Origin of the sequence: Kluyvera ascorbata ATCC 33433, assembly GCF_000735365.1 — a bacterium.
GTDB classification, from domain to species: Bacteria; Pseudomonadota; Gammaproteobacteria; order Enterobacterales; family Enterobacteriaceae; genus Kluyvera; species Kluyvera ascorbata.
In genome coordinates this window covers 1-26,887 of record NZ_JMPL01000056.1, presented here as the reverse complement: position 1 = coordinate 26,887, position 26,887 = coordinate 1, and the positions used below count along the sequence as shown (strand labels likewise).

At 51.3% G+C, this 26,887-nt stretch carries 46 protein-coding genes and 1 pseudogene; 7 read left to right on the top strand and 40 right to left on the bottom strand.

Features of this window, described 5'->3' with window-relative positions:
- The first annotated feature begins 261 nt into the window (after window positions 1-261).
- Window positions 262-816, top strand: a complete 555-nt coding sequence (locus GKAS_RS14135; protein ID WP_035895013.1) for a gamma carbonic anhydrase family protein — start codon at window positions 262-264, stop codon at window positions 814-816.
- On the opposite strand, the gene GKAS_RS14130 is transcribed toward GKAS_RS14135, so the two are convergent.
- The 6 genes from GKAS_RS14130 to dprA are packed head-to-tail and all read right to left on the bottom strand — an operon-like array spanning window position 792 to window position 4,583.
- Window positions 792-1,049, bottom strand: coding sequence for a DUF1488 family protein (locus GKAS_RS14130; protein ID WP_035895012.1), 258 nt, complete (start codon window positions 1,047-1,049; stop codon window positions 792-794). The genes GKAS_RS14135 and GKAS_RS14130 overlap by 25 nt on opposite strands.
- Entirely contained in the window at window positions 1,046-1,864 is an 819-nt protein-coding gene (gene aroE / locus GKAS_RS14125) for a shikimate dehydrogenase (protein ID WP_035895011.1), read from the bottom strand. Before aroE ends, GKAS_RS14130 begins: the two co-directional genes overlap by 4 nt.
- Before the next feature lie 3 nt (window positions 1,865-1,867).
- Window positions 1,868-2,440 (bottom strand): L-threonylcarbamoyladenylate synthase type 1 TsaC, encoded by a 573-nt coding sequence (gene tsaC, locus GKAS_RS14120; protein ID WP_035895010.1) that lies wholly within the window; start codon window positions 2,438-2,440, stop codon window positions 1,868-1,870.
- Window positions 2,433-2,987 (bottom strand): DNA topoisomerase family protein, encoded by a 555-nt coding sequence (locus tag GKAS_RS23990; protein ID WP_072011405.1) that lies wholly within the window; start codon window positions 2,985-2,987, stop codon window positions 2,433-2,435. The genes tsaC and GKAS_RS23990 overlap by 8 nt, the downstream gene beginning before the upstream one ends.
- A gap of 26 nt (window positions 2,988-3,013) precedes the next feature.
- Complete coding sequence (gene smg, locus GKAS_RS14110) at window positions 3,014-3,487, bottom strand: DUF494 family protein Smg (protein ID WP_035895008.1); 474 nt, start codon at window positions 3,485-3,487, stop codon at window positions 3,014-3,016.
- The gene (gene dprA, locus GKAS_RS14105) at window positions 3,459-4,583 is read right to left on the bottom strand and encodes a DNA-protecting protein DprA (protein WP_035895007.1); all 1,125 of its coding nucleotides are present in this window, start codon (window positions 4,581-4,583) and stop codon (window positions 3,459-3,461) included. The genes smg and dprA overlap by 29 nt, the downstream gene beginning before the upstream one ends.
- A gap of 129 nt (window positions 4,584-4,712) precedes the next feature.
- Between dprA and def the strand changes: the two genes are divergently transcribed.
- The 5 genes from def to mscL all read left to right on the top strand — a co-directional run bounded on the left by def (window position 4,713) and on the right by mscL (window position 9,484).
- The gene (gene def / locus GKAS_RS14100) at window positions 4,713-5,222 is read left to right on the top strand and encodes a peptide deformylase (protein ID WP_035895006.1); all 510 of its coding nucleotides are present in this window, start codon (window positions 4,713-4,715) and stop codon (window positions 5,220-5,222) included.
- Between the two features lie 14 nt (window positions 5,223-5,236).
- Entirely contained in the window at window positions 5,237-6,184 is a 948-nt protein-coding gene (gene fmt, locus GKAS_RS14095) for a methionyl-tRNA formyltransferase (protein ID WP_035895005.1), read from the top strand.
- A 53-nt stretch (window positions 6,185-6,237) separates the two neighbouring features.
- Window positions 6,238-7,527: a 16S rRNA (cytosine(967)-C(5))-methyltransferase RsmB gene (gene rsmB, locus GKAS_RS14090; RefSeq protein ID WP_035895003.1), complete on the top strand. Its 1,290-nt coding sequence runs from the start codon at window positions 6,238-6,240 to the stop codon at window positions 7,525-7,527.
- A gap of 21 nt (window positions 7,528-7,548) precedes the next feature.
- Complete coding sequence (gene trkA, locus GKAS_RS14085) at window positions 7,549-8,925, top strand: Trk system potassium transporter TrkA (RefSeq protein WP_035895001.1); 1,377 nt, start codon at window positions 7,549-7,551, stop codon at window positions 8,923-8,925.
- Between the two features lie 148 nt (window positions 8,926-9,073).
- Entirely contained in the window at window positions 9,074-9,484 is a 411-nt protein-coding gene (mscL, locus tag GKAS_RS14080) for a large-conductance mechanosensitive channel protein MscL (RefSeq protein ID WP_035894999.1), read from the top strand.
- Here the strand turns inward: mscL and GKAS_RS14075 are convergent, their stop codons facing one another.
- From GKAS_RS14075 to rpsJ, 31 genes are all read right to left on the bottom strand, one after another.
- Window positions 9,485-9,700: an alternative ribosome-rescue factor A gene (locus GKAS_RS14075; RefSeq protein WP_035894997.1), complete on the bottom strand. Its 216-nt coding sequence runs from the start codon at window positions 9,698-9,700 to the stop codon at window positions 9,485-9,487.
- A 70-nt stretch (window positions 9,701-9,770) separates the two neighbouring features.
- Window positions 9,771-10,184 (bottom strand): Zn(2+)-responsive transcriptional regulator, encoded by a 414-nt coding sequence (gene zntR, locus GKAS_RS14070; RefSeq protein ID WP_035894995.1) that lies wholly within the window; start codon window positions 10,182-10,184, stop codon window positions 9,771-9,773.
- 2 nt (window positions 10,185-10,186) lie between these two features.
- Window positions 10,187-10,555: a DnaJ family domain-containing protein gene (locus tag GKAS_RS14065; RefSeq protein WP_035894994.1), complete on the bottom strand. Its 369-nt coding sequence runs from the start codon at window positions 10,553-10,555 to the stop codon at window positions 10,187-10,189.
- A gap of 109 nt (window positions 10,556-10,664) precedes the next feature.
- Complete coding sequence (rplQ, locus tag GKAS_RS14060; RefSeq protein ID WP_035894993.1) at window positions 10,665-11,051, bottom strand: 50S ribosomal protein L17; 387 nt, start codon at window positions 11,049-11,051, stop codon at window positions 10,665-10,667.
- A 40-nt stretch (window positions 11,052-11,091) separates the two neighbouring features.
- Window positions 11,092-12,081 (bottom strand): DNA-directed RNA polymerase subunit alpha, encoded by a 990-nt coding sequence (locus GKAS_RS14055; protein ID WP_002919219.1) that lies wholly within the window; start codon window positions 12,079-12,081, stop codon window positions 11,092-11,094.
- Between the two features lie 25 nt (window positions 12,082-12,106).
- Entirely contained in the window at window positions 12,107-12,727 is a 621-nt protein-coding gene (gene rpsD / locus GKAS_RS14050; RefSeq protein WP_035894991.1) for a 30S ribosomal protein S4, read from the bottom strand.
- 33 nt (window positions 12,728-12,760) lie between these two features.
- Window positions 12,761-13,150: a 30S ribosomal protein S11 gene (rpsK, locus tag GKAS_RS14045; RefSeq protein ID WP_001029758.1), complete on the bottom strand. Its 390-nt coding sequence runs from the start codon at window positions 13,148-13,150 to the stop codon at window positions 12,761-12,763.
- 16 nt (window positions 13,151-13,166) lie between these two features.
- Window positions 13,167-13,523, bottom strand: coding sequence for a 30S ribosomal protein S13 (gene rpsM / locus GKAS_RS14040; RefSeq protein WP_013364454.1), 357 nt, complete (start codon window positions 13,521-13,523; stop codon window positions 13,167-13,169).
- Window positions 13,524-13,669: 146 nt separating this feature from the next.
- Window positions 13,670-13,786 (bottom strand): 50S ribosomal protein L36, encoded by a 117-nt coding sequence (rpmJ, locus tag GKAS_RS23985; protein ID WP_000868187.1) that lies wholly within the window; start codon window positions 13,784-13,786, stop codon window positions 13,670-13,672.
- A 31-nt stretch (window positions 13,787-13,817) separates the two neighbouring features.
- Window positions 13,818-15,149, bottom strand: coding sequence for a preprotein translocase subunit SecY (gene secY / locus GKAS_RS14035; RefSeq protein ID WP_035894987.1), 1,332 nt, complete (start codon window positions 15,147-15,149; stop codon window positions 13,818-13,820).
- A 7-nt stretch (window positions 15,150-15,156) separates the two neighbouring features.
- Window positions 15,157-15,591, bottom strand: a complete 435-nt coding sequence (gene rplO / locus GKAS_RS14030; protein WP_035894986.1) for a 50S ribosomal protein L15 — start codon at window positions 15,589-15,591, stop codon at window positions 15,157-15,159.
- 3 nt (window positions 15,592-15,594) lie between these two features.
- The gene (gene rpmD, locus GKAS_RS14025) at window positions 15,595-15,774 is read right to left on the bottom strand and encodes a 50S ribosomal protein L30 (protein ID WP_003863301.1); all 180 of its coding nucleotides are present in this window, start codon (window positions 15,772-15,774) and stop codon (window positions 15,595-15,597) included.
- 3 nt (window positions 15,775-15,777) lie between these two features.
- Entirely contained in the window at window positions 15,778-16,281 is a 504-nt protein-coding gene (rpsE, locus tag GKAS_RS14020) for a 30S ribosomal protein S5 (protein WP_015962744.1), read from the bottom strand.
- A gap of 14 nt (window positions 16,282-16,295) precedes the next feature.
- Window positions 16,296-16,649: a 50S ribosomal protein L18 gene (gene rplR / locus GKAS_RS14015; RefSeq protein ID WP_000358960.1), complete on the bottom strand. Its 354-nt coding sequence runs from the start codon at window positions 16,647-16,649 to the stop codon at window positions 16,296-16,298.
- Between the two features lie 9 nt (window positions 16,650-16,658).
- Complete coding sequence (gene rplF, locus GKAS_RS14010; RefSeq protein ID WP_035894984.1) at window positions 16,659-17,192, bottom strand: 50S ribosomal protein L6; 534 nt, start codon at window positions 17,190-17,192, stop codon at window positions 16,659-16,661.
- Window positions 17,193-17,204: 12 nt separating this feature from the next.
- A complete protein-coding gene (gene rpsH, locus GKAS_RS14005) occupies window positions 17,205-17,597 on the bottom strand; it encodes a 30S ribosomal protein S8 (protein ID WP_003031127.1) in 393 nt (130 codons plus the stop codon).
- 30 nt (window positions 17,598-17,627) lie between these two features.
- Window positions 17,628-17,933, bottom strand: a complete 306-nt coding sequence (gene rpsN / locus GKAS_RS14000) for a 30S ribosomal protein S14 (protein ID WP_035894983.1) — start codon at window positions 17,931-17,933, stop codon at window positions 17,628-17,630.
- A gap of 14 nt (window positions 17,934-17,947) precedes the next feature.
- Window positions 17,948-18,487, bottom strand: a complete 540-nt coding sequence (gene rplE / locus GKAS_RS13995; RefSeq protein WP_035894982.1) for a 50S ribosomal protein L5 — start codon at window positions 18,485-18,487, stop codon at window positions 17,948-17,950.
- A 14-nt stretch (window positions 18,488-18,501) separates the two neighbouring features.
- Entirely contained in the window at window positions 18,502-18,816 is a 315-nt protein-coding gene (gene rplX / locus GKAS_RS13990) for a 50S ribosomal protein L24 (RefSeq protein ID WP_035894981.1), read from the bottom strand.
- 10 nt (window positions 18,817-18,826) lie between these two features.
- Window positions 18,827-19,198 carry a 50S ribosomal protein L14 gene (rplN, locus tag GKAS_RS13985; RefSeq protein WP_000613954.1) on the bottom strand — a complete coding sequence of 124 codons (372 nt, stop codon included), beginning with the start codon at window positions 19,196-19,198 and terminating at the stop codon, window positions 18,827-18,829.
- Between the two features lie 163 nt (window positions 19,199-19,361).
- Window positions 19,362-19,616: a 30S ribosomal protein S17 gene (rpsQ, locus tag GKAS_RS13980; protein ID WP_035894980.1), complete on the bottom strand. Its 255-nt coding sequence runs from the start codon at window positions 19,614-19,616 to the stop codon at window positions 19,362-19,364.
- Window positions 19,616-19,807 carry a 50S ribosomal protein L29 gene (rpmC, locus tag GKAS_RS13975; protein ID WP_002919754.1) on the bottom strand — a complete coding sequence of 64 codons (192 nt, stop codon included), beginning with the start codon at window positions 19,805-19,807 and terminating at the stop codon, window positions 19,616-19,618. Before rpmC ends, rpsQ begins: the two co-directional genes overlap by 1 nt.
- Entirely contained in the window at window positions 19,807-20,217 is a 411-nt protein-coding gene (gene rplP, locus GKAS_RS13970) for a 50S ribosomal protein L16 (protein ID WP_035894979.1), read from the bottom strand. The genes rpmC and rplP overlap by 1 nt, the downstream gene beginning before the upstream one ends.
- Window positions 20,218-20,229: 12 nt before the next feature.
- On the bottom strand, window positions 20,230-20,928 hold the full coding sequence (rpsC, locus tag GKAS_RS13965; RefSeq protein WP_006817277.1) for a 30S ribosomal protein S3: 699 nt from the start codon (window positions 20,926-20,928) through the stop codon (window positions 20,230-20,232).
- A 17-nt stretch (window positions 20,929-20,945) separates the two neighbouring features.
- Window positions 20,946-21,278 (bottom strand): 50S ribosomal protein L22, encoded by a 333-nt coding sequence (gene rplV, locus GKAS_RS13960; protein WP_035894978.1) that lies wholly within the window; start codon window positions 21,276-21,278, stop codon window positions 20,946-20,948.
- Window positions 21,279-21,292: 14 nt separating this feature from the next.
- Window positions 21,293-21,571, bottom strand: coding sequence for a 30S ribosomal protein S19 (gene rpsS / locus GKAS_RS13955; RefSeq protein WP_001138117.1), 279 nt, complete (start codon window positions 21,569-21,571; stop codon window positions 21,293-21,295).
- Between the two features lie 16 nt (window positions 21,572-21,587).
- Entirely contained in the window at window positions 21,588-22,409 is an 822-nt protein-coding gene (rplB, locus tag GKAS_RS13950) for a 50S ribosomal protein L2 (RefSeq protein WP_035894977.1), read from the bottom strand.
- 17 nt (window positions 22,410-22,426) lie between these two features.
- Window positions 22,427-22,729, bottom strand: coding sequence for a 50S ribosomal protein L23 (rplW, locus tag GKAS_RS13945; protein ID WP_035894975.1), 303 nt, complete (start codon window positions 22,727-22,729; stop codon window positions 22,427-22,429).
- Complete coding sequence (gene rplD, locus GKAS_RS13940; protein WP_035894974.1) at window positions 22,726-23,331, bottom strand: 50S ribosomal protein L4; 606 nt, start codon at window positions 23,329-23,331, stop codon at window positions 22,726-22,728. The genes rplW and rplD overlap by 4 nt, the downstream gene beginning before the upstream one ends.
- A 10-nt stretch (window positions 23,332-23,341) precedes the next feature.
- On the bottom strand, window positions 23,342-23,971 hold the full coding sequence (gene rplC, locus GKAS_RS13935) for a 50S ribosomal protein L3 (protein ID WP_035894971.1): 630 nt from the start codon (window positions 23,969-23,971) through the stop codon (window positions 23,342-23,344).
- 32 nt (window positions 23,972-24,003) lie between these two features.
- Window positions 24,004-24,315, bottom strand: a complete 312-nt coding sequence (gene rpsJ, locus GKAS_RS13930) for a 30S ribosomal protein S10 (RefSeq protein ID WP_001181005.1) — start codon at window positions 24,313-24,315, stop codon at window positions 24,004-24,006.
- 380 nt (window positions 24,316-24,695) lie between these two features.
- Between rpsJ and GKAS_RS23980 the strand changes: the two genes are divergently transcribed.
- Window positions 24,696-25,175: a prepilin peptidase gene (locus tag GKAS_RS23980; protein ID WP_072011408.1), complete on the top strand. Its 480-nt coding sequence runs from the start codon at window positions 24,696-24,698 to the stop codon at window positions 25,173-25,175.
- Here GKAS_RS23980 and bfr read toward each other — a convergent pair.
- The 3 genes and pseudogenes from bfr to GKAS_RS13915 all read right to left on the bottom strand — a co-directional run.
- Window positions 25,159-25,637, bottom strand: a pseudogene (bfr, locus tag GKAS_RS13925) (bacterioferritin). The gene GKAS_RS23980 and the pseudogene bfr sit on opposite strands and share 17 nt — an antisense overlap.
- 72 nt (window positions 25,638-25,709) lie before the next feature.
- Window positions 25,710-25,904, bottom strand: coding sequence for a bacterioferritin-associated ferredoxin (bfd, locus tag GKAS_RS13920; protein WP_035894970.1), 195 nt, complete (start codon window positions 25,902-25,904; stop codon window positions 25,710-25,712).
- Between the two features lie 184 nt (window positions 25,905-26,088).
- The coding region (locus tag GKAS_RS13915; RefSeq protein ID WP_035894969.1) for an elongation factor Tu at window positions 26,089-26,887 on the bottom strand (799 nt) is incomplete at its 5' end.

Genomic DNA, 26,887 nt, shown 5'->3' with positions numbered 1-26,887 from the left:
CCCTCATTTTCAGGTTTTTCTCTTCAACCGAACCGGCTAGTTAGTGTGAAGTAATTCACGTTTGCCGTCTCAGTGGGTGCGCATTATAGGGAACTTTGTTTTTCACACAACCCCTTTTCTCACTTTTTTTTCTAAGTGTCGCTTTTTCACACTTTTTGCGCTGTAAGTGCGCAATTTGCTTAAATTTTGAGATGAGAAACGCACAGATTGGGTCAATAATGGGAAGAAATCTCATCATGACACCGTTTTAAAGAGGTAAACATGTCTGCCGTTTTACGCCGCTATAAAGATTTATTCCCCGTCATCGGCGATCGCGTGATGATCGACGACTCCAGCGTTATCGTCGGCGACGTTCGTTTAGCCGATGATGTCAGCATCTGGCCACTGGTAGCCGCACGTGGTGACGTTAACTACATCCAGATTGGCGCGCGAAGCAATATCCAGGATGGCAGCGTCCTTCACGTCACGCATAAATCGGCGAAAAACCCAGATGGAAACCCGCTGATCGTTGGCGAGGATGTCACGGTCGGCCATAAGGTCATGCTGCACGGCTGCACTATCGGTAACCGCGTGCTCGTGGGGATGGGTTCTATATTGCTTGATGGCGTAGTAGTAGAAGACGATGTGATGATTGGTGCCGGCAGCCTGGTTCCGCAGCATAAGCGCCTGGAGAGTGGCTATCTTTATCTGGGAAGCCCGGTTAAGCAGATCCGTCCGCTGAAAGAGGCCGAACTCGAAGGGTTACGCTATTCGGCCAATAACTATGTGAAGTGGAAAAACGACTATCTGGATCAGGACAACCACACCCAACCGTGATTGTCTTCCTGCTGCTCACGAATAAGATCGCTGGCTTCTTCTTCCAGATCCCAGCGATTCTCACGGAATAGCGATAACCACTGCTGGGGCTGCTCTCCGCCAAAACGGCGCGTCATGACATCGGCCCTGAGCGCACACATGAGCTGCATACCATTTACCAACGCCGGGAAGCAGACCGCCTGTAGATCCTCTCGCCATTCCTCCCGTTCAGGAAACTGAATAGCCTGATTCATACGCCCAACTCGCGTTTAAGAGAAGCAATGACCGGTTCAACGTTTGGCAGAATACCGTGCCACAGTAAAACGGCATGCGCCGCTTGCCCCACCAGCATACCTAGCCCATCGGCATAGCGTTTTGCGCCGTGCTGAACACACCATGCCAGAAAGGCTGTATCTCCTTTCTGATAGAACATGTCATAACAGCAAACATGACTATTAATCAGTGAAGCGGGGATGGGTGGCGTCTCCCCCGCAATACCGCTGGAGGTGGCATTAATAATAAGGTCAAACTCCTGCCCGGAAAGTTCAGACATCGCCTGCGCGCTCACGCTACCAGTATGTCGGAATAGCTCAGCTAGTGTCTGAGCTCGGGCATGCGTACGGTTGGTAATCGTCACGTTACAGTCTAAAGAGAGCAGTGGCAGCAGTACGCCACGGGCCGCACCACCAGCACCAATAAGTAGCACGCGAAAACCTGGTTTAATCAGCCCCAGTCGTTCAAGGTCGCTCAGCAGACCAATCCCGTCGGTGTTATCCCCAAGAATTCGTCCGTCATCAAGACGCTTAAGCGTGTTGACCGCCCCCGCCAGCGCAGCACGCTCCGTCAATTCATCTGCGCGGGCAAACGCTTCTTCTTTAAAAGGAACGGTGACATTTGCCCCTTTTCCTCCCTGCTTGAAAAAAGTTTCCAGGGTTTCAACGAAACCATCCAGCGGTGCCAACATGCGCCCGTAAGGGTGAGTAATGCTCAGCTGTTCAGCGAACTGCTGATGAATGAATGGCGACTTGCTGTGCGCTATCGGGTTACCAAAAACAACATAGCTTTCCACAGTTTACCCCTGGCGGAAACGTTCGCCCGTCAGGGCATCAAGAATTTCAGATGGGTTGAGGCGGCCCCCCGTCGGAGCATCTACCACCGGGAAGTCATTGCCAAACTGCGCAAGCACTTCTGCAGTTGTCCGGCACGGTGGCAGCCCCGTCAGATTGGCGCTGGTAGAAACCAACGGTTTACCGTAAGCCTCGCAGAGCGCAATCACCACCGGGTGATCCGTGACGCGAACGGCCAACGAGCTAAAGCGACCGGTCAGCCAGCCTGGCGTGTTGGATTTCGCCGGGAAAACGAAGGTCACCGGACCTGGCCAGCGCGCAAACACGGTGGCGCGCTGCTCATCGGTCAGCATGCTGTCGTCAATATAAGGTTTAAGTTGTTCGAAGCTCGCTGCAATAAGGATGAGACCTTTCTCTACCGGGCGCTGTTTCAACGCCAGCAGATTCATGACGGCTTCTTCACTATCGGGATCGCAGCCGACGCCAAACACGGCTTCGGTTGGATAAGCGATGACTTCTTTATTATTCAGAGCAACAACCGCACGCTGTACGGCCTCTGATGGCAGGTTTTTATTCACTGATTTGTTTCGCCGGTACCGGCTTTCCACATTGTTTACTGGCACAAAAGCGTTTTACGCCCTGCGCCGTTTTCTTTTCGATAAGCAGCGGGTAATGGCACTCGGGGCACTCCCCCGCTACCGGTGTGAAGTTAATGACGAACTGACAATCCGGATAGCGATCGCAGGAATGAAAGTTTTTGCCATAGCGAGAGCGGCGCTGTACCAGGTGACCTTGTTGGCACGCGGGGCAGACGATGGCCGTTTCATCTGGCTTATCAATAACTTCAGTGTGGTCACATTCAGGATACTGACTGCATCCGATGAACATGCCAAAGCGCCCCTGGCGCAACACCAGCACGGCACCACACTCAGGACAAGACTGCCCCTCCAGAATTTTGACGATATGTCCGTCCGCCTGGCTTTTCAGGGGACGAACGTAATCGCATTCCGGATAATGGGAACAGCCAAGAAACGGCCCGTGTTTACCGGACCGTATGACCAGTTCGGCCCCGCACTGTGGGCAGGGCTCGTGTTTAGGCACCGTAAACAGTGCAGATTTGACCATAACAACTCTTGATGCCACAAAATGAATTAATGCAGCATACCTTCATTCGTCTCGAAGAGTAATTCTTCCATTTGTTGATAGGCGTTTTCGCAGCCCGGAAGATTGAATAGAACCATCAAAATGACCCATTTCAGCTCTTCCAGCTCAAACTCTGCTGTATCTAACGCCATGACGCGTTCAATAACCATTTCCCGCGTTTCGAGGTTCAGCACCTGAATCTGCTCAAGGAATAACAGGAATCCCCTACAGCTAGCATCCAGTCGTTGACTCTCTTCCTCGGTAAAAATACGCACGGAGAGAGGATCGGACGCAAGCAGCATCGGTTCTACGAGGCCTTCCTGATAGTCGGCGAGCTTTTCCAGCCATATCAGCGCGTTGAAGATGTCTTCACGTTCGAACCCTGCATCGGTGAGATCCCGAGTGAGTTTGTCCTGATCTACGCGCATGTCTGTTTCGGTATGGATGTAGGTCTCAAACAAATACATTAGTACGTCGAACATGGCCTGCCCTCCTTAATCGGACATAGCCGCCGGGTACAGCTGCGATCCACCCTGCTAACTCCAGTTCAAGTAGCTGAGCCACGGTTACTGGCACAGGTTGGCCGGCACGTTCAGCGACGACGTCAACAGGTGTTACCTCATCTCCTACGTTAGCCAGGAGCTCAGGAAATGGCAATGCTACACATTCCTTATCTGCGCAATTATTTATCATTTCTGGCTTATCGGACAAATGTCTGTTTAATTCTGGAAAAAGCGCCAGAAAATCCTCAGGTTCCGTTACCGCCATGGCACCCTGCTTAATAAGCCAATGCGGCCCTTCCATGCCCGGGTTACCCAGTGGCCCCGGGAGCGCGTAAACCTCTCGCCCCTGCTCCAGAGCACATCGTGCTGTGACCAACGAACCACTGCGCAGCGCCGCTTCCACCACAAATACGCCACGACTTAACCCGCTGATAATCCGATTACGACGAGGAAAGTTGTAAGGCGCAGGCGTGGCATTCAGCGAGAACTCTGACACCAGTGCGCCGCCGCGCTCAACAATGTTGTCGGCAAGCGCCCTGTGTCGATGGGGATAAATATGGTTCAGACCGCTCCCGAGGACCGCGATCGTTTTACCGCCGGCTTGTAAGGCACTTCGATGAGCAACACCATCAATGCCCAATGCCAGGCCGCTTGTGATAGTGACCCCAAGATGCGCCAGCGCCTCACAAAAATAGCGCCCCCAACGTTCGCCATAGAGGGAATGCTGACGGCTGCCGACGACGGCAAGCTGGGGTGTGCCGAGCAACGCCAGACTCCCTCGCACGCACAGTACCGCAGGATAATCACGAATAGCGCGAAGGGGAGCAGGATAATAGGGCGAATCCGCAAACAGCAAATGATTACCCGGCGTTGCGAGCCACGCCAGGGCTAACGCCATATCCGCAGAAGTTAAAGAGAAAAAACGCTCAGTCTGTTTGACATTTAAACCTGCTAAATGAAGCGTCTGACGGGTAATTTCTCGTGCCTGACGAAGTGCGCACATGACCTGCAGCATCTCATCGCCGTATAAATCATTTACCTTCACCAGCCGGAAGGCTATCTCTTCTGGGGACATCCTTTCCTCCTTGCCACATGCGGCACCAGCAATCCTTGCGATTGGTCAGTGATGCTGTCAATTAGAGGGGGTTTTGTCTAGAATAGAGGTAATAATCTTTCCTACTCCTGAACAGAACTCTGGATATTTATGGCAGTTTTGCAAGTGTTACATATCCCGGACGAGCGTCTTCGCAAAGTCGCTGCGCCGGTAAAAGAAGTGAATGAAGAAATTCAGCGAATTGTCGACGATATGTTCGAGACAATGTACGCCGAGGAAGGTATTGGTCTCGCGGCAACGCAGGTCGATATCCATCAACGCATTATCGTTATCGATGTTTCTGAAAATCGTGACGAACAACTGGTGCTGATCAACCCTGAGCTGTTGGAAAAAGACGGCGATACCGGGATTGAAGAAGGCTGCCTGTCTATCCCTGAACAGCGGGCACTAGTGCCACGTGCCGAACGCGTGAAAATTCGCGCTCTCGACCGCAATGGCAACCCGTTTGAGCTCGAGGCTGACGGCCTGCTGGCTATCTGTATTCAGCACGAGATGGACCACCTGGTCGGTAAACTGTTTATCGATTATCTTTCTCCGTTAAAACAGCAACGTATTCGTCAGAAAGTTGAGAAACTGGATCGCCTGAACGCGCGTGCCTAAGGATAAGGATTAACGTGTCAGATTCACTACGTATTATTTTTGCGGGTACCCCTGACTTTGCAGCGCGTCATCTTGACGCGCTATTGTCGTCTGAGCACCAGGTCGTTGGCGTATTTACCCAGCCCGATCGCCCTGCCGGTCGCGGCAAGAAGCTGATGCCAAGCCCGGTCAAAGTACTGGCCGAAGAGAAAGGCATTCCGGTATTCCAGCCGGTCTCGCTGCGCCCAGAAGAAAACCAGAAGCTGGTATCAGATCTGCAGGCTGACGTGATGGTCGTGGTTGCCTATGGGCTTATCCTGCCAAAAGCCGTGCTGGCTATGCCACGCCTTGGCTGCATCAACGTTCACGGTTCTCTGCTCCCACGCTGGCGCGGTGCTGCGCCGATTCAGCGTTCGCTGTGGGCTGGCGATACGGAAACCGGTGTGACCATTATGCAGATGGATGTTGGCCTGGATACGGGTGATATGCTGCATAAGCTCTCCTGCCCGATTACCGCTGAAGATACCAGCGCGAGTCTTTACAACAAACTGGCAGAGCTGGGACCTCAGGGGCTACTCCATACGCTACATCTGCTAGCGACGGGTACCGCGAAGCCTGAAGTGCAGGATGAAGCGCTGGTCAGCTATGCCGAGAAGCTCAGCAAAGAAGAAGCGCTTGTTGACTGGACGCTCAGCGCAGCACAGCTCGAGCGCTGCATCCGCGCCTTCAACCCGTGGCCAATGAGCTACATCGTCATTGATGAGCAGCCGGTAAAAATCTGGCAGGCAACGGTGATTGATAAACCGGCGGGAGCTGAGCCAGGCACCGTCCTCGAAGCCACGCGCCAGGGGATTCAGGTCGCTACTGGTAATGGGATTCTGAACCTTATCTCGCTACAGCCCGCGGGTAAGAAGGCGATGAGTGCGCAGGATCTGCTGAACTCACGCCGGGAATGGTTTGTACCCGGCAACCGTCTACTCTGACGGTTCATACCTTTTAAAGCCCGGAGTCTCCGGGCATTTTTATTTTTACGGTTATGAAAAAACATCTTAATTTACGCAGCATGGCGGCTCAGGCCGTAGAACAGGTCGTCGAAAAGGGGCAGTCGTTGAGCAACGTACTGCCTGCATTGCAGCAAAAAGTCGCCGATAAAGACAAAGCACTGCTGCAGGAGCTTTGCTTCGGCGTGCTTCGTACGCTCTCTCAGCTTGAGTGGATGATTCAGCAGCTGATGGAACGCCCAATGACGGGCAAACAGCGCACCGTTCACTACCTGATTATGGTCGGCTTCTATCAGTTGCTGCATACCCGTATTCCACCGCACGCCGCGCTGGCCGAAACCGTTGAAGGCGCCGTGGTTATCAAACGTCCACAGCTTAAAGGGCTGATCAACGGGGTATTACGCCAGTTTCAACGTCGTCAGGAAGAGCTGCTTTCTGAGTTTTCGCAAAGCGACTTACGATTCCTGCATCCTTCCTGGCTGGTCAAACGCATCAAGAATGCCTATCCACAGCAGTGGGAAGCCATTCTTGAGGCCAATAACCAACGCCCGCCGATGTGGCTGCGCGTTAACCGTAACCACCATTCTCGTGATGCCTGGTTAGCATTATTAACCGAAGCCGGCATGACCGGTTTCCCGCACCCGGACTATCCGGATGCCGTGCGGCTGGAAACGCCTGCGTCGGTGTTAGCTTTGCCAGGCTTCGAGCAGGGCTGGGTTACCGTACAGGATGCATCTGCTCAGGGTTGCATGCGCTATCTACAGCCGGAGAACGGTGAACAGATCCTCGACCTGTGCTGCGCGCCTGGAGGCAAGACCACCCATATTCTGGAAGTCGCACCACAGGCTGACGTGCTGGCCGTTGATGTTGATGAAAAACGCCTGTCGCGCGTTTACGACAACCTCAAACGCCTTGGCATGAAAGCCACCGTTAAGCAGGGTGATGGCCGCTATCCAGAACAATGGTGCGGCGAGCAGCTGTTCGACCGCATTCTGCTGGATGCACCATGCTCCGCCACCGGAGTAATCCGTCGCCACCCGGACATCAAGTGGCTGCGCCGCGATCGCGATATCCCTGAGCTGGCTCAGCTGCAGGCTGAAATTCTCAACGCCACCTGGGCTCATCTGAAGCCGGGCGGGACGCTGGTTTATGCGACCTGCTCTATTTTACCGGAAGAGAACCAGCAGCAGATTACTGCGTTCCTGGCGCGTACGCCGGATGCCGTGCTCAGCGATACGGGAACCCCTGAACAGCCGGGCCAACAGAATTTACCGGGCGCAGAAGAAGGCGATGGTTTCTTCTACGCTAAGCTAATCAAGAAGTGATGAGATAACGGGTCGCAACTGATGAAAATTATCATTCTGGGTGCCGGGCAAGTTGGCGGTACGCTGGCGGAAAACCTGGTCGGCGAAAATAACGACATCACGATTGTCGATACTAACGGCGAGCGTCTGCGCAGCCTGCAGGACAAGTTCGACCTGCGCGTTGTGCAGGGTCACGCCTCTCATCCCCGGGTACTGCGCGAAGCGGGCGCCGATGATGCCGATATGCTCGTCGCGGTGACCAGTTCAGATGAAACCAATATGGTTGCCTGTCAGGTCGCCTACTCGCTGTTCAACACACCGAACCGTATCGCACGTATCCGTTCTCCGGACTACGTGCGCGATGCAGAAAAACTGTTCCACAGCGATGCCGTGCCTATCGATCACCTGATTGCGCCAGAGCAGTTGGTTATCGACAATATTTACCGCCTGATTGAATATCCGGGGGCGCTGCAGGTCGTCAACTTTGCCGAAGGTAAAGTGAGTCTGGCGGTGGTTAAGGCCTATTACGGTGGGCCGTTAGTTGGTAATGCTCTCTCAACCATGCGCGAACATATGCCGCATATCGATACTCGCGTTGCGGCCATTTTCCGTCACGATCGTCCAATTCGCCCGCAGGGCTCAACGATCGTGGAAGCTGGGGATGAGGTCTTCTTTATTGCCGCATCACAGCATATTCGGGCGGTAATGAGCGAGCTTCAGCGTCTGGAGAAACCGTACAAGCGCATTATGCTGGTCGGCGGCGGGAACATCGGTGCAGGTCTGGCTCGCCAGTTGGAAAAAGATTACAGCGTGAAGTTGATTGAACGTAATCAACAACGTGCGGCAGAGCTTGCTGAGAAACTACAGAATACGATCGTTTTCTTTGGCGATGCGTCGGATCAAGAGCTGCTGGCGGAAGAGCATATTGATCAAGTGGATCTGTTTATTGCCGTTACCAACGATGATGAAGCAAATATCATGTCGGCAATGCTGGCCAAGCGAATGGGCGCCAAGAAAGTGATGGTGCTGATCCAGCGTAAAGCCTACGTTGATCTGGTGCAGGGCAGCGTTATCGATATTGCGATCTCCCCGCAGCAGGCCACGATCTCAGCCCTGCTGAGCCACGTGCGTAAAGCCGATATCGTCGGCGTGTCATCTCTGCGCCGCGGCGTTGCCGAAGCCATTGAAGCCGTTGCGCACGGTGATGAAAGCACGTCACGCGTGGTTGGCCGTGTTATTGATGAAATTAAGCTGCCACCAGGCACAATTATCGGTGCAGTCGTTCGTGGAAATGACGTGATGATTGCCAATGACAATTTACGCATTGAGCAAGGGGATCACGTGATAATGTTCCTGACCGATAAAAAATATATTTCGGATGTGGAACGCCTGTTCCAGCCAAGTCCCTTCTTCCTCTAATTTCGCAAAGGCGCTCAACAGAGCGCCTTTTTTATTAACCTTCTATTATTTAAGGGTTAATTAATGCCAGCATATTTATTATCCCCAATGGAAATTAAATAAACATTTGTTAAACTTATAAACGTCAGCTAGCACAAGGGAGAATAAAATGAGCATTATTAAAGAGTTTCGCGAATTCGCGATGCGAGGAAATGTTGTCGATTTGGCAGTGGGTGTCATTATTGGTGCAGCGTTTGGCAAGATTGTATCGTCTTTAGTTGCGGACATCATCATGCCACCACTCGGGCTATTAATTGGCGGGATTGATTTCAAACAGTTCGCAGTAACACTACGCGACGCGCAGGGCGATGTACCAGCAGTGGTCATGCACTACGGCGTATTCATTCAGAACATTTTTGATTTTGTGATTGTTGCTTTCGCCATCTTTATGGCCATTAAGCTTATCAACAAGCTTAACCGTAAGAAGGAGGAGCCAGCTGCCGCTCCTGCACCAAGCAAAGAAGAAGTGCTGCTGTCTGAAATTCGCGACCTGCTGAAAGAACAGAACAACCGTTCTTAATCAGACCGCAGAAAGCAGAAAGCCAGTGGTAAAAAAGCGCATCGCTTGTTTGCCACTGGCCTCCCGTCCATACCCCTTGCCGTGTTTTTCTTTCCGCAGATAACTACCTTTCCCTTTCTTATTTTTTTCTACGCGCTGACGAAACAGCGGATCATGTAATAGGGCTTCAATGGCATTGTCTTTAATCTGCCCCTTCGTATGCTGATAGCGGCTCATAACATCTCCTGATTGTGTGTTTATTACGCGGCGAGTGTAGACCCAATTGTGCGAACACTCAACTCGCATTTTACGATGCGCCCGCACCCTCTTCAAGAATGCCAAGGATAGAACAGTGCTGGCTGCTATGCGCAGTCCCACAGCAGGCATCATTCAGCTGCTTCAGTGCACGCTGCATCGCCTGTAACTCTTCAATGCGTGATTCCACTTCACTCAAGCGAGCCTGCACGATCCCTTTCGATTCCTGGCAGGTATGATGCGCCGGATCCACGCGGATCGAGAGTAGCTCGCGGATCGACTCAAGGGTGAACCCCAGCTGTCGGGCATAGCGGATAAACTTCAGACGCTGGAGATCGTCCGCGGTATAAAGACGGAAGCCGCCTTCAGTGCGAATATCATGGCTCATCATCTGCTGTTTTTCATAATAGCGCACGGTGTCCGGCGTGACGCCAGCGAGTTTTGACAGCTCACCAATCCGGTACATAGCTATTCCTCATTAATTTTGCTCATCAGCTTATCGGCATAGTCACCGCGCAAAAAATCGGTGCTTAATCCTGCCTGCTGCAACTTTAGCTCCATCAGCGCCAGCCGACGGCTCAGTTCCTGGTAGCGCTCATCTTCCCGACGAATGCCCTTCAGCAAATCGGCCAATTCAACGGCCTGCTTACGCTGCTCAAGTTCCGGAGGTAAACATCCGGCATTCTTCAGCAATCGGTAGCCAGATCGTAACGCTTCGGGTACAGCTGAATCATCGTCAAGCGCCAGTGGTTCACCCTGGCCTGGCAGGTTATCAAACTCACCTTTGCGCTGTGCGTCGGCAATATGACGTTCGGCCCATTGATCCAGTAACCACATAAAACTACTCCGGAGAAATGAACAGAAAAGATACGACTATTGTAGAAGGGTGGGGATAGCGAGGATATAAAAAAACCCGCCGAGGCGGGTTTTTTTACTTTACTACAGATTACTCTGCAGCTGCTTCTGCTTTCGATTCTGAACGATCAACCAGCTCGATGTAAGCCATCGGCGCGTTGTCGCCTGCACGGAAGCCACACTTCAGAATGCGAGTGTAACCACCGGTGCGGCTCGCGAAACGCGGGCCCAGTTCGTTAAACAGTTTTGCCACGATCTCGTTATCACGAGTACGGGCGAATGCCAGACGACGATTAGCAACGCTATCAGTCTTGGCAAGAGTAATCAGCGGCTCAACTACGCGACGCAGTTCTTTCGCTTTAGGCAGGGTCGTCTTGATGATTTCATGACGAACCAGTGAACCTGCCATGTTGCGGAACATAGCCTGGCGATGGCTGCTGTTGCGGTTCAGTTGACGACCACTCTTACGATGGCGCATGACCTTATCCTTCTCAGTAAAACCTTAACCTGTGATCCGGTTACTCGTCAGCAATGCTTGCTGGTGGCCAGTTTTCCAGGCGCATGCCCAGAGACAGACCACGTGAAGCCAGCACGTCTTTAATCTCGGTAAGAGATTTTTTACCCAGGTTAGGCGTCTTAAGAAGCTCAACCTCGGTACGCTGTACCAGATCACCGATATAGTGGATAGCTTCTGCCTTGAGGCAGTTAGCAGAGCGGACAGTCAATTCCAGATCGTCAACAGGGCGCAGCAGGATCGGATCGAATTCTGGTTTCTCTTCTTTCACTTCCGGCTGACGTACGTCACGTAAGTCAACGAAAGCTTCCAGTTGTTCTGCCAGAATGGTTGCCGCACGACGAATCGCCTCTTCAGGATCGATTGTGCCGTTGGTTTCCATTTCGATGACCAGCTTGTCCAGGTCGGTACGCTGTTCTACACGCGCTGCTTCAACATTGTAGGCAATACGCTCTACAGGGCTGTAGCATGCGTCGACCAGCAGACGGCCGATTGGGCGCTCATCTTCTTCCGAATGAATTCGGGCAGAAGCCGGCACATAACCACGACCGCGCTGAACTTTGATACGCATACTGATAGCTGCGTTCTCATCGGTCAGGTGGCAGATCACGTGCTGCGGCTTGACGATTTCGACATCACCATCATGGGTGATATCGGCTGCAGTCACAGGGCCAATGCCAGATTTATTCAAGGTAAGAATAACTTCATCTTTACCCTGAACTCTCACCGCCAGCCCTTTCAGGTTGAGCAGGATTTCAAGGATATCTTCCTGAACGCCTTCTTTGGTGCTGTACTCATGAAGTACACCATCAATCTCAACCTCGGTCACCGCGCAACCCGGCATCGATGAGAGCAGAATACGGCGCAGTGCGTTACCCAGAGTATGGCCAAAGCCACGCTCTAAAGGCTCAAGGGTCACCTTGGCGTGCGTCGAACTCACTTGCTCGATATCTACCAGGCGCGGTTTTAGAAACTCTGTCACAGAACCCTGCATTGTGTCCTCTCTTTGGTACTAAGCTTTACTTGGAGTAAAGCTCGACGATCAGGTGTTCGTTAATGTCCGCAGACAGATCAGAACGCTCAGGCTGACGCTTGAACGTGCCTTCCATCTTGCCAGCATCAACTTCCAGCCAGGTTGGCTTTTCACGCTGTTCAGCCAGCTCCAGAGCGGCTTTAACGCGAGATTGCTTTTTCGCTTTCTCACGGATGCTAACAACGTCATTCGCTTTAACCTGATAAGAAGCGATGTTAACAACACGACCGTTTACCATGATTGCTTTATGGCTAACCAGCTGACGTGCTTCTGCACGAGTGGCGCCGAAGCCCATACGGTATACTACGTTGTCCAGACGACCTTCCAGCAGAGCCAACAGGTTTTCACCGGTGTTGCCTTTCAGACGTGCTGCTTCTTTGTAATAGTTACGGAACTGACGCTCCAGCACGCCGTAGGTACGACGAACTTTTTGCTTTTCACGCAACTGCACACCATAGTCAGACAGACGCGGTTTACGCGCACCGTGCTGGCCAGGAGCTTGTTCAATTTTACACTTGGTATCGATCGCGCGAACGCCAGACTTAAGGAATAAGTCGGTGCCCTCACGACGGCTCAGCTTGAGCTTAGGACCCAAATATCTTGCCATTTTCTTTCTCCAACAAACCTGGAAAACGAAGCGTTATACGCGACGTTTCTTCGGCGGACGACAACCGTTATGAGGGATCGGAGTCACATCAGTAATATTAGTGATGCGGAAACCAGCGGCGTTCAGAGCACGAATAGTAGATTCGCGGCCTGGACCCGGACCTTTAACCATAACTTCCAGATTCTTGATGCCGTATTCTTTAACGGCGTCTGCGCAACGCTCTGCTGCAACCTGAGCTGCAAACGGAGTTGATTTACGCGAACCACGGAAACCGGAACCACCGGCTGTTGCCCAACCCAGCGCATTACCCTGACGATCGGTAATAGTTACGATGGTGTTGTTAAAAGAAGCATGGATATGAGCCACGCCATCAGAGACTTGTTTTCTTACACGTTTACGTGCACGAACTGGTGCCTTTGCCATTATTCAATCACCCCGATTATTTCTTGATCGGTTTGCGCGGACCCTTACGGGTACGTGCGTTGGTCTTGGTACGCTGGCCGCGAACCGGGAGACCACGACGATGACGCAAACCGCGATAGCAACCAAGATCCATCAGGCGCTTGATGCTCATGCTAATTTCACGGCGCAGATCACCTTCAACGACAAATTTGGCAACTTCGTCACGCAGCGTGTCGATTTGTCCTTCAGACAGCTCACTGATCTTAACATTTTCAGCGATACCCGCAGCAGCCAGGATGGCTTTAGAACGGGTCTTGCCGACGCCGTAGATCGAGGTTAACGCGATCACAGCATGTTTCTGATCAGGAATGTTAATGCCTGCTATACGGGCCACTATGCACTCCTACTATTTAATATGTACGCACCATGCTGAAAAGCCCGTTTTCAGGATACTCAAATGGAAACGTACAGACATACAAAAGATTGGCTGGCTAATCTAGCCAGCTCAACCCAACTTTGCAAGAAAAATATGCGAATAAATCAGCCTTGGCGCTGTTTATGCTTTGGCTCGGCACTGCAAATCACACGGATGACACCATCACGCTTAACGATTTTGCAGTTACGGCATAATTTCTTGACGGAAGCACGAACTTTCATTTTTACTCTCCGTAACTTCTCGGGCGACCTTTTAGCGGCTATAGCCTTTGAGGTTCGCCTTCTTCAATGCAGACTCGTACTGACTTGACATCATCAGAGTTTGCACTTGAGCCATAAAGTCCATAATCACGACAACAACGATCAGCAGCGATGTCCCACCGAAGTAGAACGGCACTTTCATTGCATCACGCATGAACTCCGGGATCAGGCAGATAAAAGTAATATACAACGCACCAACGAGAGTCAGGCGAGTCATTACTTTATCGATATACTTCGCCGTTTGCTCTCCCGGACGAATTCCTGGTACAAATGCACCGGACTTCTTCAGGTTATCTGCTGTTTCACGCGGGTTGAAAACCAACGCCGTGTAGAAGAAACAGAAGAAGATGATTGCAGACGCATAGAGTAACACATAAAGCGGTTGCCCAGGCTGCAAATACAGCGAAATTGTTGTCAGCCAGTTCCAACCGGTACCGCCCCCGAACCATGACGCGATGGTCGCAGGGAACAGAATAATACTGGAAGCGAAGATTGCTGGGATTACCCCCGCCATATTCACTTTCAGCGGTAAATGTGTGCTCTGTGCAGCATAGACACGACGACCTTGCTGACGTTTCGCGTAGTTTACCACAATGCGGCGTTGACCACGTTCAACAAATACAACAAAGAACGTCACTGCAAACACTAATACTGCAACCAACAGCAACAGGAGGAAGTGCAGGTCGCCTTGACGCGCTTGCTCGATAGTATGGGCAATGGCTGGCGGGAGTCCCGCAACGATACCAGCGAAGATAATGATTGAGATACCGTTACCGATACCACGCTCAGTAATCTGTTCGCCGAGCCACATCAGGAACATAGTCCCTGTAACCAGACTAACAACAGCGGTGAAATAGAATGCAAAGCCTGGATTAATTACCAGGCCCTGCATACCAGGCATATTCGGTAGACCGGTAGCAATACCGATCGACTGGAATATCGCCAGCACCAGAGTACCGTAGCGGGTGTACTGGCTGATCTTACGACGACCAGACTCCCCTTCTTTCTTAATTTCTGCCAGCGTTGGATGAACCACCGTCAGCAGCTGGATAATAATCGATGCCGAAATATACGGCATGATACCCAGAGCAAAGATAGAAGCACGGCTGAGTGCACCACCAGAGAACATGTTGAACATTTCAATGATGGTGCCTCGCTGTTGCTCAAGCAGTTTGGCAAGTACAGCGGCATCAATACCAGGGATCGGAATAAAAGAGCCAATACGGAACACAATAAGCGCACCGATTACAAACAACAGTCTGCGTTTCAGCTCGCCTAAGCCACCTTTGGCACTTTGAAAATCTAATCCCGGTTGTTTAGCCATCTGCTACTTATTCCTCGATTTTACCGCCAGCAGCTTCGATAGCAGCACGAGCGCCTTTAGTAACACGCAGGCCACGAACAGTTACCGGGGTAGAAACCTCACCAGACAGGATCACTTTCGCGAACTCGATCTGAATACCGATAATGTTAGCTGCTTTCAGCGTGTTCAGGTCAACAATACCGCCTTCCACTTTCGCCAGGTCAGACAGACGGACTTCCGCTGTAATCGCTGATTTGCGAGAAGTGAAGCCGAATTTCGGCAGACGACGGTACAGTGGCATCTGGCCACCCTCGAAACCACGACGTACGCCACCGCCAGAACGAGACTTCTGACCTTTGTGACCACGACCGCCGGTTTTACCGAGGCCAGAACCGATACCACGACCCAGACGGCGACCCGCCTTTTTAGAGCCTTCGGCCGGAGACAGAGTATTTAAACGCATCTCTTACTCCTCAACTTTAACCATGAAGTAAACCGCGTTGACCATACCACGAACGGCAGGAGTATCCTCGCGTTCTACGGTGTGACCAATACGACGCAGACCCAGGCCAAGCAGCGTTGCCTTGTGTTTCGGCAGACGACCGATTGCACTGCGGGTTTGAGTAATTTTAATAGTCTTTGCCATGGTTTATTTCCCCAGAATTTCTTCAACGGATTTACCACGCTTGGCAGCGACCATTTCCGGAGATTTCATATTTTCCAGACCATCGATAGTTGCACGAACCACGTTAATCGGGTTAGTGGAACCATACGCTTTAGCCAGAACGTTACGAACCCCAGCGACTTCCAGGACGGCACGCATTGCGCCACCGGCGATGATACCGGTACCTTCAGAAGCCGGCTGCATGAATACACGAGAACCCGTGTGAGTACCCTTAACTGGGTGCTGCAGGGTGCCGGTATTCAGCGCGACGTTAATCATATTGCGACGGGCTTTTTCCATCGCTTTCTGGATCGCTGCTGGAACTTCACGCGCTTTACCGTAACCAAAACCAACGCGACCGTTACCATCACCAACTACAGTCAGAGCTGTGAAGGAGAAAATACGACCACCTTTAACGGTTTTAGATACGCGGTTTACCGCGATCAGCTTTTCCTGCAGTTCGCCAGCTTGTTTTTCGATGTGAGCCATCTTACACCTCTACCTTAGAACTGAAGGCCAGCTTCACGGGCAGCATCTGCCAGTGCCTGGACACGACCATGATATTGGAACCCGGAACGGTCAAAGGACACATCTTTGATGCCTTTTTCCAGAGCGCGTTCAGCGACAGCTTTACCCACAGCTGCTGCAGCGTCTTTGTTACCGGTGTACTTCAGTTGTTCCGCGATAGCTTTTTCTACAGTAGAAGCAGCTACCAGAACTTCGGAACCGTTTGGTGCAATTACCTGTGCGTAAATATGACGCGGGGTACGATGTACCACCAGGCGAGTTGCACCCAGCTCCTGGAGCTTGCGGCGTGCGCGGGTCGCACGACGGATACGAGCAGATTTCTTATCCATAGTGTTACCTTACTTCTTCTTAGCCTCTTTGGTACGCACGACTTCGTCGGCGTAACGAACACCCTTGCCTTTATAAGGCTCAGGACGACGGTAGGCGCGCAGATCAGCTGCTACCTGGCCGATCACCTGCTTATCAGCGCCTTTCAGCACGATTTCAGTTTGAGTCGGACATTCAGCAGTAATACCTGCAGGCAGCTGATGTTCAACAGGGTGAGAGAAACCCAAGGACAGGTTTACTGCATTCCCTTTGATCGCTGCACGATAACCTACACCAACCAGCTGAAGCTTTTTAGTGAAGCCTTCGGTAACACCGATAACCATTGAGTTCAGCAGGGCACGCGCGGTACCAGCCTGAGCCCAGCCGTCTACGTAACCATCACGCGGACCGAAGGTCAGGGCATTATCTGCATGTTTAACTTCAACAGCATCGTTGAGAGTACGAGTCAGCTCGCCGTTTTTACCTTTGATCGTAATAACCTGACCGTTGATTTTTACATCAACGCCGGCAGGAACAACGACCGGTGCTTTAGCAACACGAGACATTTTTTCCTCCGATTAGGCTACGTAGCAGATAATTTCGCCACCAAGACCAGCCTGGCGCGCTGCACGATCAGTCATAACACCTTTAGAGGTAGAAACAACCGCGATACCCATGCCAGCCATAACTTTTGGCAGCTCGTCTTTGCGCTTATAAATACGCAGACCTGGGCGACTAACACGCTGAATGCTTTCTACAACAGCTTTACCCTGGAAATACTTAAGAGTCAGTTCCAGTTCCGGCTTGGTGTCGCCTTCAACTTTAAAATCTTCAATAAAACCTTCTTCCTTCAGCACGTTGGCAATTGCCACTTTCAGCTTGGAGGAAGGCATGGTGACCGCAGCTTTATTCGCGGCCTGACCGTTACGGATACGGGTCAGCATATCCGCGATCGGATCTTGCATGCTCATCTGTCTTTACTCCCGTGATTCAATTGGTAATTACCAGCTAGCCTTTTTCAAGCCTGGTACTTCACCGCGCATAGCGGCTTCACGAAGCTTGATACGGCTCAACCCGAACTTGCCCACATAGCCATGCGGACGACCAGTTTGACGGCAGCGCTTGCGCTGACGAGACGGGCTGGAATCACGCGGCAGAGACTGCAGCTTCAGAACAGCATTCCAACGATCTTCGTCGGTTGCGTTCACATCAGAGATGATAGCTTTGAGTTCAGCGCGTTTAGCGAAGAATTTATCAGCTAAAGCTACGCGCTTTACTTCGCGTGCTTTCATTGATTGCTTAGCCATTCAGTAACCCTACCTTACTTGCGGAACGGGAAGTCAAAGGCAGCCAGCAGAGCACGGCCTTCTTCATCAGATTTCGCAGTAGTGGTGATGGTAATATCCAAACCACGTACGCGGTCGACTTTATCGTAGTCGATTTCTGGGAAGATGATCTGCTCACGGACACCCATGCTGTAGTTACCACGACCGTCGAAAGACTTAGCGGACAAGCCACGGAAGTCACGGATACGTGGAACAGCAATAGTGATCAAGCGCTCTAAGAACTCCCACATGCGTTCGCCACGCAGAGTTACTTTACAGCCGATCGGATAGCCCTGACGGATTTTGAAGCCTGCAACTGATTTGCGTGCTTTGGTGATCAACGGTTTTTGACCGGAGATTGCTGTCAGGTCAGCTGCTGCGTTATCCAGCAGTTTCTTGTCAGCGATCGCTTCACCAACACCCATGTTCAGGGTGATCTTCTCGACCCGAGGGACTTGCATGACAGAATTGTAGTTAAACTCAGAAACGAGTTTAGCGACTACTTCGTCTTTGTAGTAATCATGCAGTTTCGCCATCGTACTACTCCAAATTACTTGATAGTTTCGCTGTTAGACTTGAAGAAACGGACTTTTTTGCCGTCTTCGAATCTAAAGCCTACACGGTCAGCCTTGCCGGTAGCCGCGTTGAACAGTGCAATGTTAGAGATCTGAATAGCTGCTTCTTTCTCTACAATGCCGCCTGGTTGGTTCAGAGCCGGAACCGGCTTCTGGTGTTTCTTAACCAGGTTGATACCTTCAACGATGACCTTGCCGGAAGACAAGACATTCTTAACTTTACCGCGTTTACCTTTATCTTTACCGGTTAACACGATAACTTCGTCATCACGACGGATTTTCGCTGCCATGATTCGCTCCTTAGAGTACTTCTGGTGCCAGAGAGATAATTTTCATGAACTTCTCGTTACGAAGTTCACGAGTTACCGGCCCAAAAATACGCGTACCGATAGGTTGCTCGCTGTTATTGTTTAAAATAACGCATGCATTACCATCGAAGCGAATGACAGAACCGTCCGGGCGACGAACACCCTTCTTGGTGCGCACCACTACCGCCTTCAGCACATCACCTTTTTTGACCTTACCACGTGGAATTGCTTCCTTGATGGTGATCTTGATGATGTCGCCTACGCCTGCGTAGCGACGGTGCGAGCCACCCAGAACCTTGATACACATTACGCGACGTGCACCGGAGTTGTCGGCGACGTTCAGCATAGTCTGTTCTTGGATCATTTTAGTGCTCCGCTAATGTCAACTACTACTGAGACCCGAATTCAGGTCGTTAAAAAGCCCCATATCGAGGGCGCGGCATTATAACACCGCTTCAACGATAAGGGTAGAAAAAATAAACGGCTCATCGCTGAGCCGTTTATTCGTATCGAGAACGAGTACTGTATTACAGAACCGCTTTCTCTACAACGCGAACCAGCGTCCAGGACTTAGTCTTGGACAGCGGACGGCATTCGCGGATTTCAACCACGTCGCCCATACCGCATTCGTTGTTCTCGTCATGTACGTGCAGTTTGGTCGTACGTTTGATGAATTTGCCGTATACCGGGTGTTTCACCATACGTTCGATAGCAACAACAATGGATTTCTCCATTTTTGCGCTAACTACGCGACCTTGCAGAGTACGGATTTTATCGGTCATTACGCACCCGCCTTCTGAGTCAGTAAAGTCTTAACGCGTGCAACATCACGACGTACCTGCTTCAGCAGGTGAGTCTGTTGCAGCTGGCCACTTGCAGCCTGCATGCGCAGGTTGAACTGCTCACGCAGCAGGTTCAGCAGCTCAGCGTTCAGCTCTTCAACGCTTTTTTCACGCAGCTCTTTTGCTTTCATTACATCACCGTCTTAGTTACAAAGGTGGTTTTGATCGGCAGTTTCGCTGCAGCGAGGCCGAATGCTTCACGGGCCAGCTCTTCCGGAACACCGTCCATTTCATACAGGACTTTGCCCGGCTGGATCAAGGCAACCCAATACTCCACGTTACCTTTACCTTTACCCATACGCACTGCCAGCGGTTTCTCGGTGATTGGTTTGTCCGGGAATACACGGATCCAGATCTTACCTTGACGCTTAACTGCACGGGTCATTGCACGACGTGCTGCTTCGATCTGACGTGCAGTCAGACGACCACGGCCAACAGCTTTCAGGCCGAAGCTGCCGAAGCTAACATCCGTACCCTGCGCCAGACCGCGGTTACGGCCTTTGTGCACTTTACGGAATTTTGTACGCTTTGGTTGTAACATCAGCGACGCTCCTTATTTACGGCCTTTACGCTGCTGCTTTTTAGGTTGAGCAGCCGGTTCCGGTTGTTCAACAGCAGCCATACCACCCAGGATCTCACCTTTGAAGATCCATACCTTAACGCCGATTACACCATAAGTGGTGTGCGCTTCAGAGGTGTTGTAGTCGATGTCAGCACGCAGAGTGTGCAGAGGTACGCGACCTTCGCGGTACCATTCGGTACGTGCGATTTCCGCGCCGCCCAGACGGCCGCTAACTTCAACTTTGATACCTTTAGCGCCCAGACGCATTGCGTTCTGTACAGCACGCTTCATAGCACGACGGAACATAACACGACGTTCCAGCTGAGAAGTGATGCTGTCAGCAACCAGTTTTGCGTCCAGTTCAGGCTTGCGCACTTCGGCGATATTGATCTGGGCAGGAACGCCAGCAATATCAGCTACGACTTTGCGCAGTTTTTCTACGTCTTCGCCTTTCTTACCGATAACGATACCCGGGCGAGCGGTGTGAATGGTCACACGGATGCTCTTAGCCGGACGCTCGATAACGATACGAGATACGGACGCCTTAGCCAGTTCCTTAGTCAGGTACTGACGTACTTTAAAATCGCTGTCCAGGTTGTCAGCGAATTCTTTGGTGTTCGCAAACCAAGTAGAGTTCCATGGTTTTACAATACCCAGGCGAATACCATTAGGATGTACTTTCTGACCCATTGCTAGTCTCCAGAGTCTCAGCGATCGGACACAACCACAGTGATGTGGCTGGTGCGCTTCAGGATGCGATCTGCACGACCTTTAGCACGCGGCATAATGCGCTTCATGCTTGGGCCTTCGTCTACGAAAATTTTCGTAACTTTCAGATCATCAATGTCAGCGCCATCGTTGTGTTCAGCGTTAGCAATGGCAGATTCCAGAACTTTCTTGACCAGTACAGCCGCTTTCTTATTGGTGTAGGTCAGAATTTCCAGCGCCTGCGACACTTTCTTACCGCGAATCAGGTCAGCAACAAGGCGAACCTTCTGAGCAGAAGAACGAGCATGGCGATGTTGAGCTAAAGTTTCCATCTCTTCCTCCTACCTTATTTCTTCTTCGCTTTTTTATCAGCAGCGTGGCCGCGATAAGTACGAGTCGGTGCGAATTCACCCAGTTTGTGACCAACCATTTCGTCGGTTACAAATACTGGAACGTGCTGACGACCATTATGGACAGCGATGGTCAAACCGATCATGTTAGGAAAGATCGTTGAACGACGGGACCAAGTGCGCAGGGGCTTCTTGTCTCCGCTTTCCACCGCTTTCTCTACCTTCTTCAGCAAGTGCAGGTCAATAAAAGGACCTTTCTTGAGAGAACGTGGCATGGCTTATCCTCTAAAATTATTTGCTACGGCGACGTACGATGAATTTATCAGTACGCTTGTTGCTGCGGGTCTTCTTACCTTTGGTCTGCAGGCCCCACGGGGATACCGGGTGCTTACCAAAGTTACGACCTTCACCACCACCATGTGGGTGGTCGACTGGGTTCATCGCAGTACCGCGAACGGTAGGACGAACACCACGCCAGCGTGCAGCACCTGCTTTACCCAGAACGCGCAGCATATGCTCAGCATTGCCAACTTCGCCCAGGGTCGCACGGCATTCTGCTTCGACTTTACGCATTTCACCAGAACGCAGACGCAGGGTGACATAAGCACCATCGCGAGCAACGATCTGAACGTAAGTACCAGCGGAACGTGCCAGCTGACCGCCTTTACCTGGTTTCATTTCTACGTTATGAACGGTAGAACCAACCGGGATATTGCGCATCGGCAGGGTGTTACCTGCTTTGATTGCAGCATCAACGCCAGACTGAATCTGGTCGCCAGCTTTCAGGCCTTTAGGGGCCAGGATGTAACGACGTTCGCCGTCTTTGTACAGAACCAGCGCGATGTTCGCGGAGCGGTTCGGATCGTACTCAAGACGTTCAACAATTGCCGGGATACCATCTTTGTTGCGTTTGAAGTCAACAATACGGTAAGCCTGCTTGTGACCACCACCGATGTGACGAGTGGTGATGCGGCCATTGTTGTTACGACCACCGGATTTGCTGTTTTTTTCAACCAGCGGAGCAAAAGGTTTGCCCTTGTGCAGCTCTGGGTTGACCACTTTAACGACGTGGCGACGACCCGGAGATGTCGGTTTACATTTAACAACTGCCATTGTATTACTCCTCCGACTTACTCAGCGCCGCCGACGAAGTCCAGATTCTGGCCTTCCTTCAGGGTGACGTAAGCTTTTTTCCAGTCGCTACGACGACCGATACGCTGTCCGTGACGTTTAACTTTCCCTTTAACTACCAGGGTGTTAACGACTTCGACTTCGACTTCAAACAGTTTCTGCACAGCAGCTTTGATTTCTGCTTTGGTCGCGTCTTTAGCAACTTTGAGAACGATGGTATTGCTTTTTTCCATCGCAGCAGACGCTTTTTCAGAAACGTGCGGTGCACGCAGCACCTTCAGCAGACGTTCTTCACGAATCATGCCAGCATCTCCTCAACTTGCTTAACAGCATCAGCAGTCATTACGACTTTGTCGAAGGCGATCAGGCTAACCGGGTCGATACCAGTTACATCGCGTACGTCAACCTTGTGCAGGTTGCGCGCAGCCAGGAACAGGTTTTCGTCCAGCTCACCGGTGATGATCAGCACATCTTCCAGAGCCATGTCTTTCAGTTTCTGTGCCAGCAGCTTAGTTTTAGGCGCTTCTACAGAGAATGATTCGACAACGATCAGACGATCCTGACGTACCAGTTCGGACAGGATGCTTTTCAGCGCGCCGCGGTACATCTTTTTGTTAACTTTTTGACTGTGGTCCTGTGGACGAGCAGCGAAGGTCACGCCACCTGAACGCCAGATCGGGCTCTTGATAGAACCTGAACGCGCACGGCCGGTACCTTTCTGGCGCCATGGCTTTTTGCCTGAACCAGTTACTTCAGCACGAGTCTTCTGAGCACGAGTACCCTGACGAGCACCAGCTGCATAAGCAACAACAACCTGGTGAACCAGCGCTTCGTTGAAATCACGACCGAAGGTAGTTTCGGAAACAGTCAGCGCGCTCTGCGCGTCTTTCAATACTAATTCCATTGCTATCCCCTTACGCCTTCACAGCTGGTTTAACGATCAGGTCGCAACCGGTCGCACCCGGAACACCACCTTTAACCAGCAGCAGGTTGCGCTCAGCGTCAACGCGTACTACGTCAAGGCTCTGAACGGTGACACGTTCGTTACCCATCTGACCTGCCATTTTCTTGCCTTTGAACACTTTGCCCGGAGTCTGGTTCTGACCGATAGAACCCGGAACGCGGTGAGACAAGGAGTTACCGTGAGTAGCGTCCTGGGTACGGAAGTTCCAGCGCTTAACGGTACCAGCGAAACCTTTACCTTTAGAGGTACCGGTTACGTCAACTTTCTTAACGTCAGCAAACAGTTCAACGCTAATGTCCTGACCAACGGTGTATTCTTCACCATCTGCCAGACGGAACTCCCACAGGCCGCGGCCAGCTTCTACGCCAGCTTTAGCGAAGTGACCAGCTTCCGGCTTGGTTACACGGTTAGCTTTTTTAGCACCAGTGGTAACCTGAACAGCGCGATAGCCATCGTTAGCCAGATCTTTGATCTGAGTAACGCGGTTTGCTTCAACTTCGATAACGGTTACTGGGATAGATACGCCATCTTCAGTGAAGATGCGGGTCATACCCACTTTTTTACCGACTAAACCAATCATTGTATCAACCTCTCAATCGCTCGATGACCTGATTAACCCAGGCTGATCTGCACGTCTACACCGGCAGCCAGGTCCAGACGCATCAGAGCATCAACGGTTTTTTCAGTTGGCTCAACGATGTCAACCAGACGCTTGTGAGTACGAATCTCGTACTGATCACGCGCGTCTTTGTTGACGTGCGGGGAGATCAGAACGGTGAAACGCTCTTTGCGGGTCGGCAGCGGGATCGGACCACGGACTTGCGCACCAGTGCGCTTAGCAGTCTCGACGATTTCCGCGGTTGATTGATCGATCAGACGATGATCAAACGCTTTCAGGCGGATACGGATTCTTTGGTTCTGCATGAGACCAGAGCTCCAATTATTTTATAGACGAAATAGTTACTCCTCAAACCCATTACGATTGATGGGAGAGTGTAACCGTTCTTACAGAGTTCCCCAATTGGGAACATTGTCTGGTATCGCTTTCGCAGTACCGGTGGCTCATATCGAACCGCTGTCAATATTAGACAAGCCCGCGCATTATACACAAATACCCATGCGATGCAACTCGTGTTTATAAATTAATCACTGTTTCCTGCGCAGTCGTTCCCAGACGAGTGTGTAAAAATGCAATCCATCGAAGTTATCTGGATAGCGCTTCGCGAATGCAGTGAATGCCTTTTGCTCATCTCCTCTTGCCTGCGCACACTGCCCGCATCCTTCCCGCCAACGGTGCTGACGACATGAGTTTACCCGCCCTCCCCTTCTTTTTTATTTATATGGTGCTAAACGCCTCGCTTTGCTGGCACGACGTGCGCACCGGCCTGCTGCCTAATCGGCTCACCTGCCCTTTGCTGTGGTCAGGGCTGCTTTTTCAGCTCTGCCTGAACCCCACTGCGGATGTCGTGAATGCCCTGTGGGGCGCTCTTGCTGGTTACGGTTTTATGGCTTTTTTGTATTGGGTATACAGAGGGATTCGCAAGCACGAAGGGTTAGGATATGGCGACGTTAAGTACCTGGCGGCACTCGGGGCATGGCACGGTTGGCATCAACTGCCGGGATTACTCCTGACGGCAAGCGTAATGGCCAGCGCCTACATTGTTGGCGTAGCCTGCTACCGGCACTCTGTGACAGAGATAAAAAACCCGCTGCCGTTTGGCCCATTTCTGGGGGCTGCGGGTTTTATTATGGCGGGCATGTCGGCGTTTAGCCTTCAACCTTAATTTGTGATTTGCAGGTAGTTTTAGCAGACCAATTTTGCTAATCAGATCCAACTCTGTTTCCAGCCAGTCTATGTGATGCTCCTCTTCAGCGAGGATAGTAATCAGCATATCGCGGCTCACGTAGTCATGAACGCTATCGGCGTAGGCAATGGCTTCGCGCAAATCCTTCGCACCGTCCAGCTCAAGCTTTAAATCTGATTGCAGCATCTCTTCGACGTCTTCGCCGATATGCAGCTTGCCGAGGTCCTGCAGGTTGGGGATCCCTTCAAGAAATAGAATACGCTCGATGTACTGATCGGCGTGTTTCATTTCATCTATGGATTCGTGATATTCAATATCGTTGAGGCGCATCAGGCCCCAGTTTTTGAACATTCTCGCATGGAGAAAGTATTGGTTGATTGCGACAAGCTCGTTTCCCAATAATTTATTGAGATAATTTATTATCTTAACATCACCTTTCATTATATAGACCCTCCGCTTCCACTTATTGAAGCGTAGAACGGGCTACAGGGATGTCAAAAAAGAAATCCGAGCTTAGGCGATCTCTTTGAACTCTGGCATTTGCATTAATTCGTCTTCCATCACCTCGCGTGCAGCACGAACGCACTTACCGCATTGATTTCCAATAGGAATGCATTTTCTTAATTGCTGGAAAGACTGCGGATGAAACTGGCGTACTGCCTGGCGAATTTTTTTATCGCTGACGCCATTACACAAACAAACGTACATAACCACTCCCGTTCAATTTCTGAACAGAGTGTAAGTGAGAATAATTATGATTACAATAGCCAGGCGCAACAAGTAGCGTGAAATAAGAGATCAAATCGTGCGGAAAATATAGCGGGAACAAATAACAAAAAGCAAAAAGGGCACCGAAGTGCCCTTTTCAAGTGCAAAACTAATTAATCAATAATTAGCTCATTACTTTAGCAACAACGCCCGCACCTACAGTACGGCCGCCTTCACGGATTGCGAAACGCAGACCGTCGTCCATCGCGATTGGGTGGATCAGAGTCACAACCATCTTGATGTTGTCGCCTGGCATTACCATCTCAACGCCTTCTGGCAGTTCGATGGTACCGGTCACGTCAGTAGTACGGAAGTAGAACTGTGGACGGTAGCCTTTGAAGAACGGAGTATGACGGCCGCCTTCGTCTTTGGACAGAATGTACACTTCAGATTCGAACTTGGTGTGCGGCTTGATAGAGCCTGGCTTAGCCAGAACCTGACCACGTTCGATTTCTTCACGTTTGATACCACGCAGCAGAACACCAACGTTCTCACCAGCACGGCCTTCGTCCAGCAGTTTGCGGAACATTTCAACGCCGGTACAGGTAGACTTAGCAGTCTCTTTGATACCAACGATTTCAACTTCTTCACCAACTTTGATGATACCGCGTTCTACACGACCGGTAACAACGGTACCACGACCGGAGATGGAGAATACGTCTTCGATTGGCAGCAGGAACGGCTTATCGATAGCACGTTCTGGTTCTGGGATGTAAGAATCCAGGAAGCCAGCCAGTTCGATGATTTTCGCTTCCCACTCTGCTTCGCCTTCCAGCGCTTTCAGAGCAGAACCACGGATGATTGGAGTGTCGTCGCCTGGGAAGTCGTACTGAGACAGAAGTTCACGAACTTCCATTTCAACCAGTTCCAGCAGCTCTTCGTCATCAACCATGTCGCATTTGTTCAGGAACACGATGATGTAC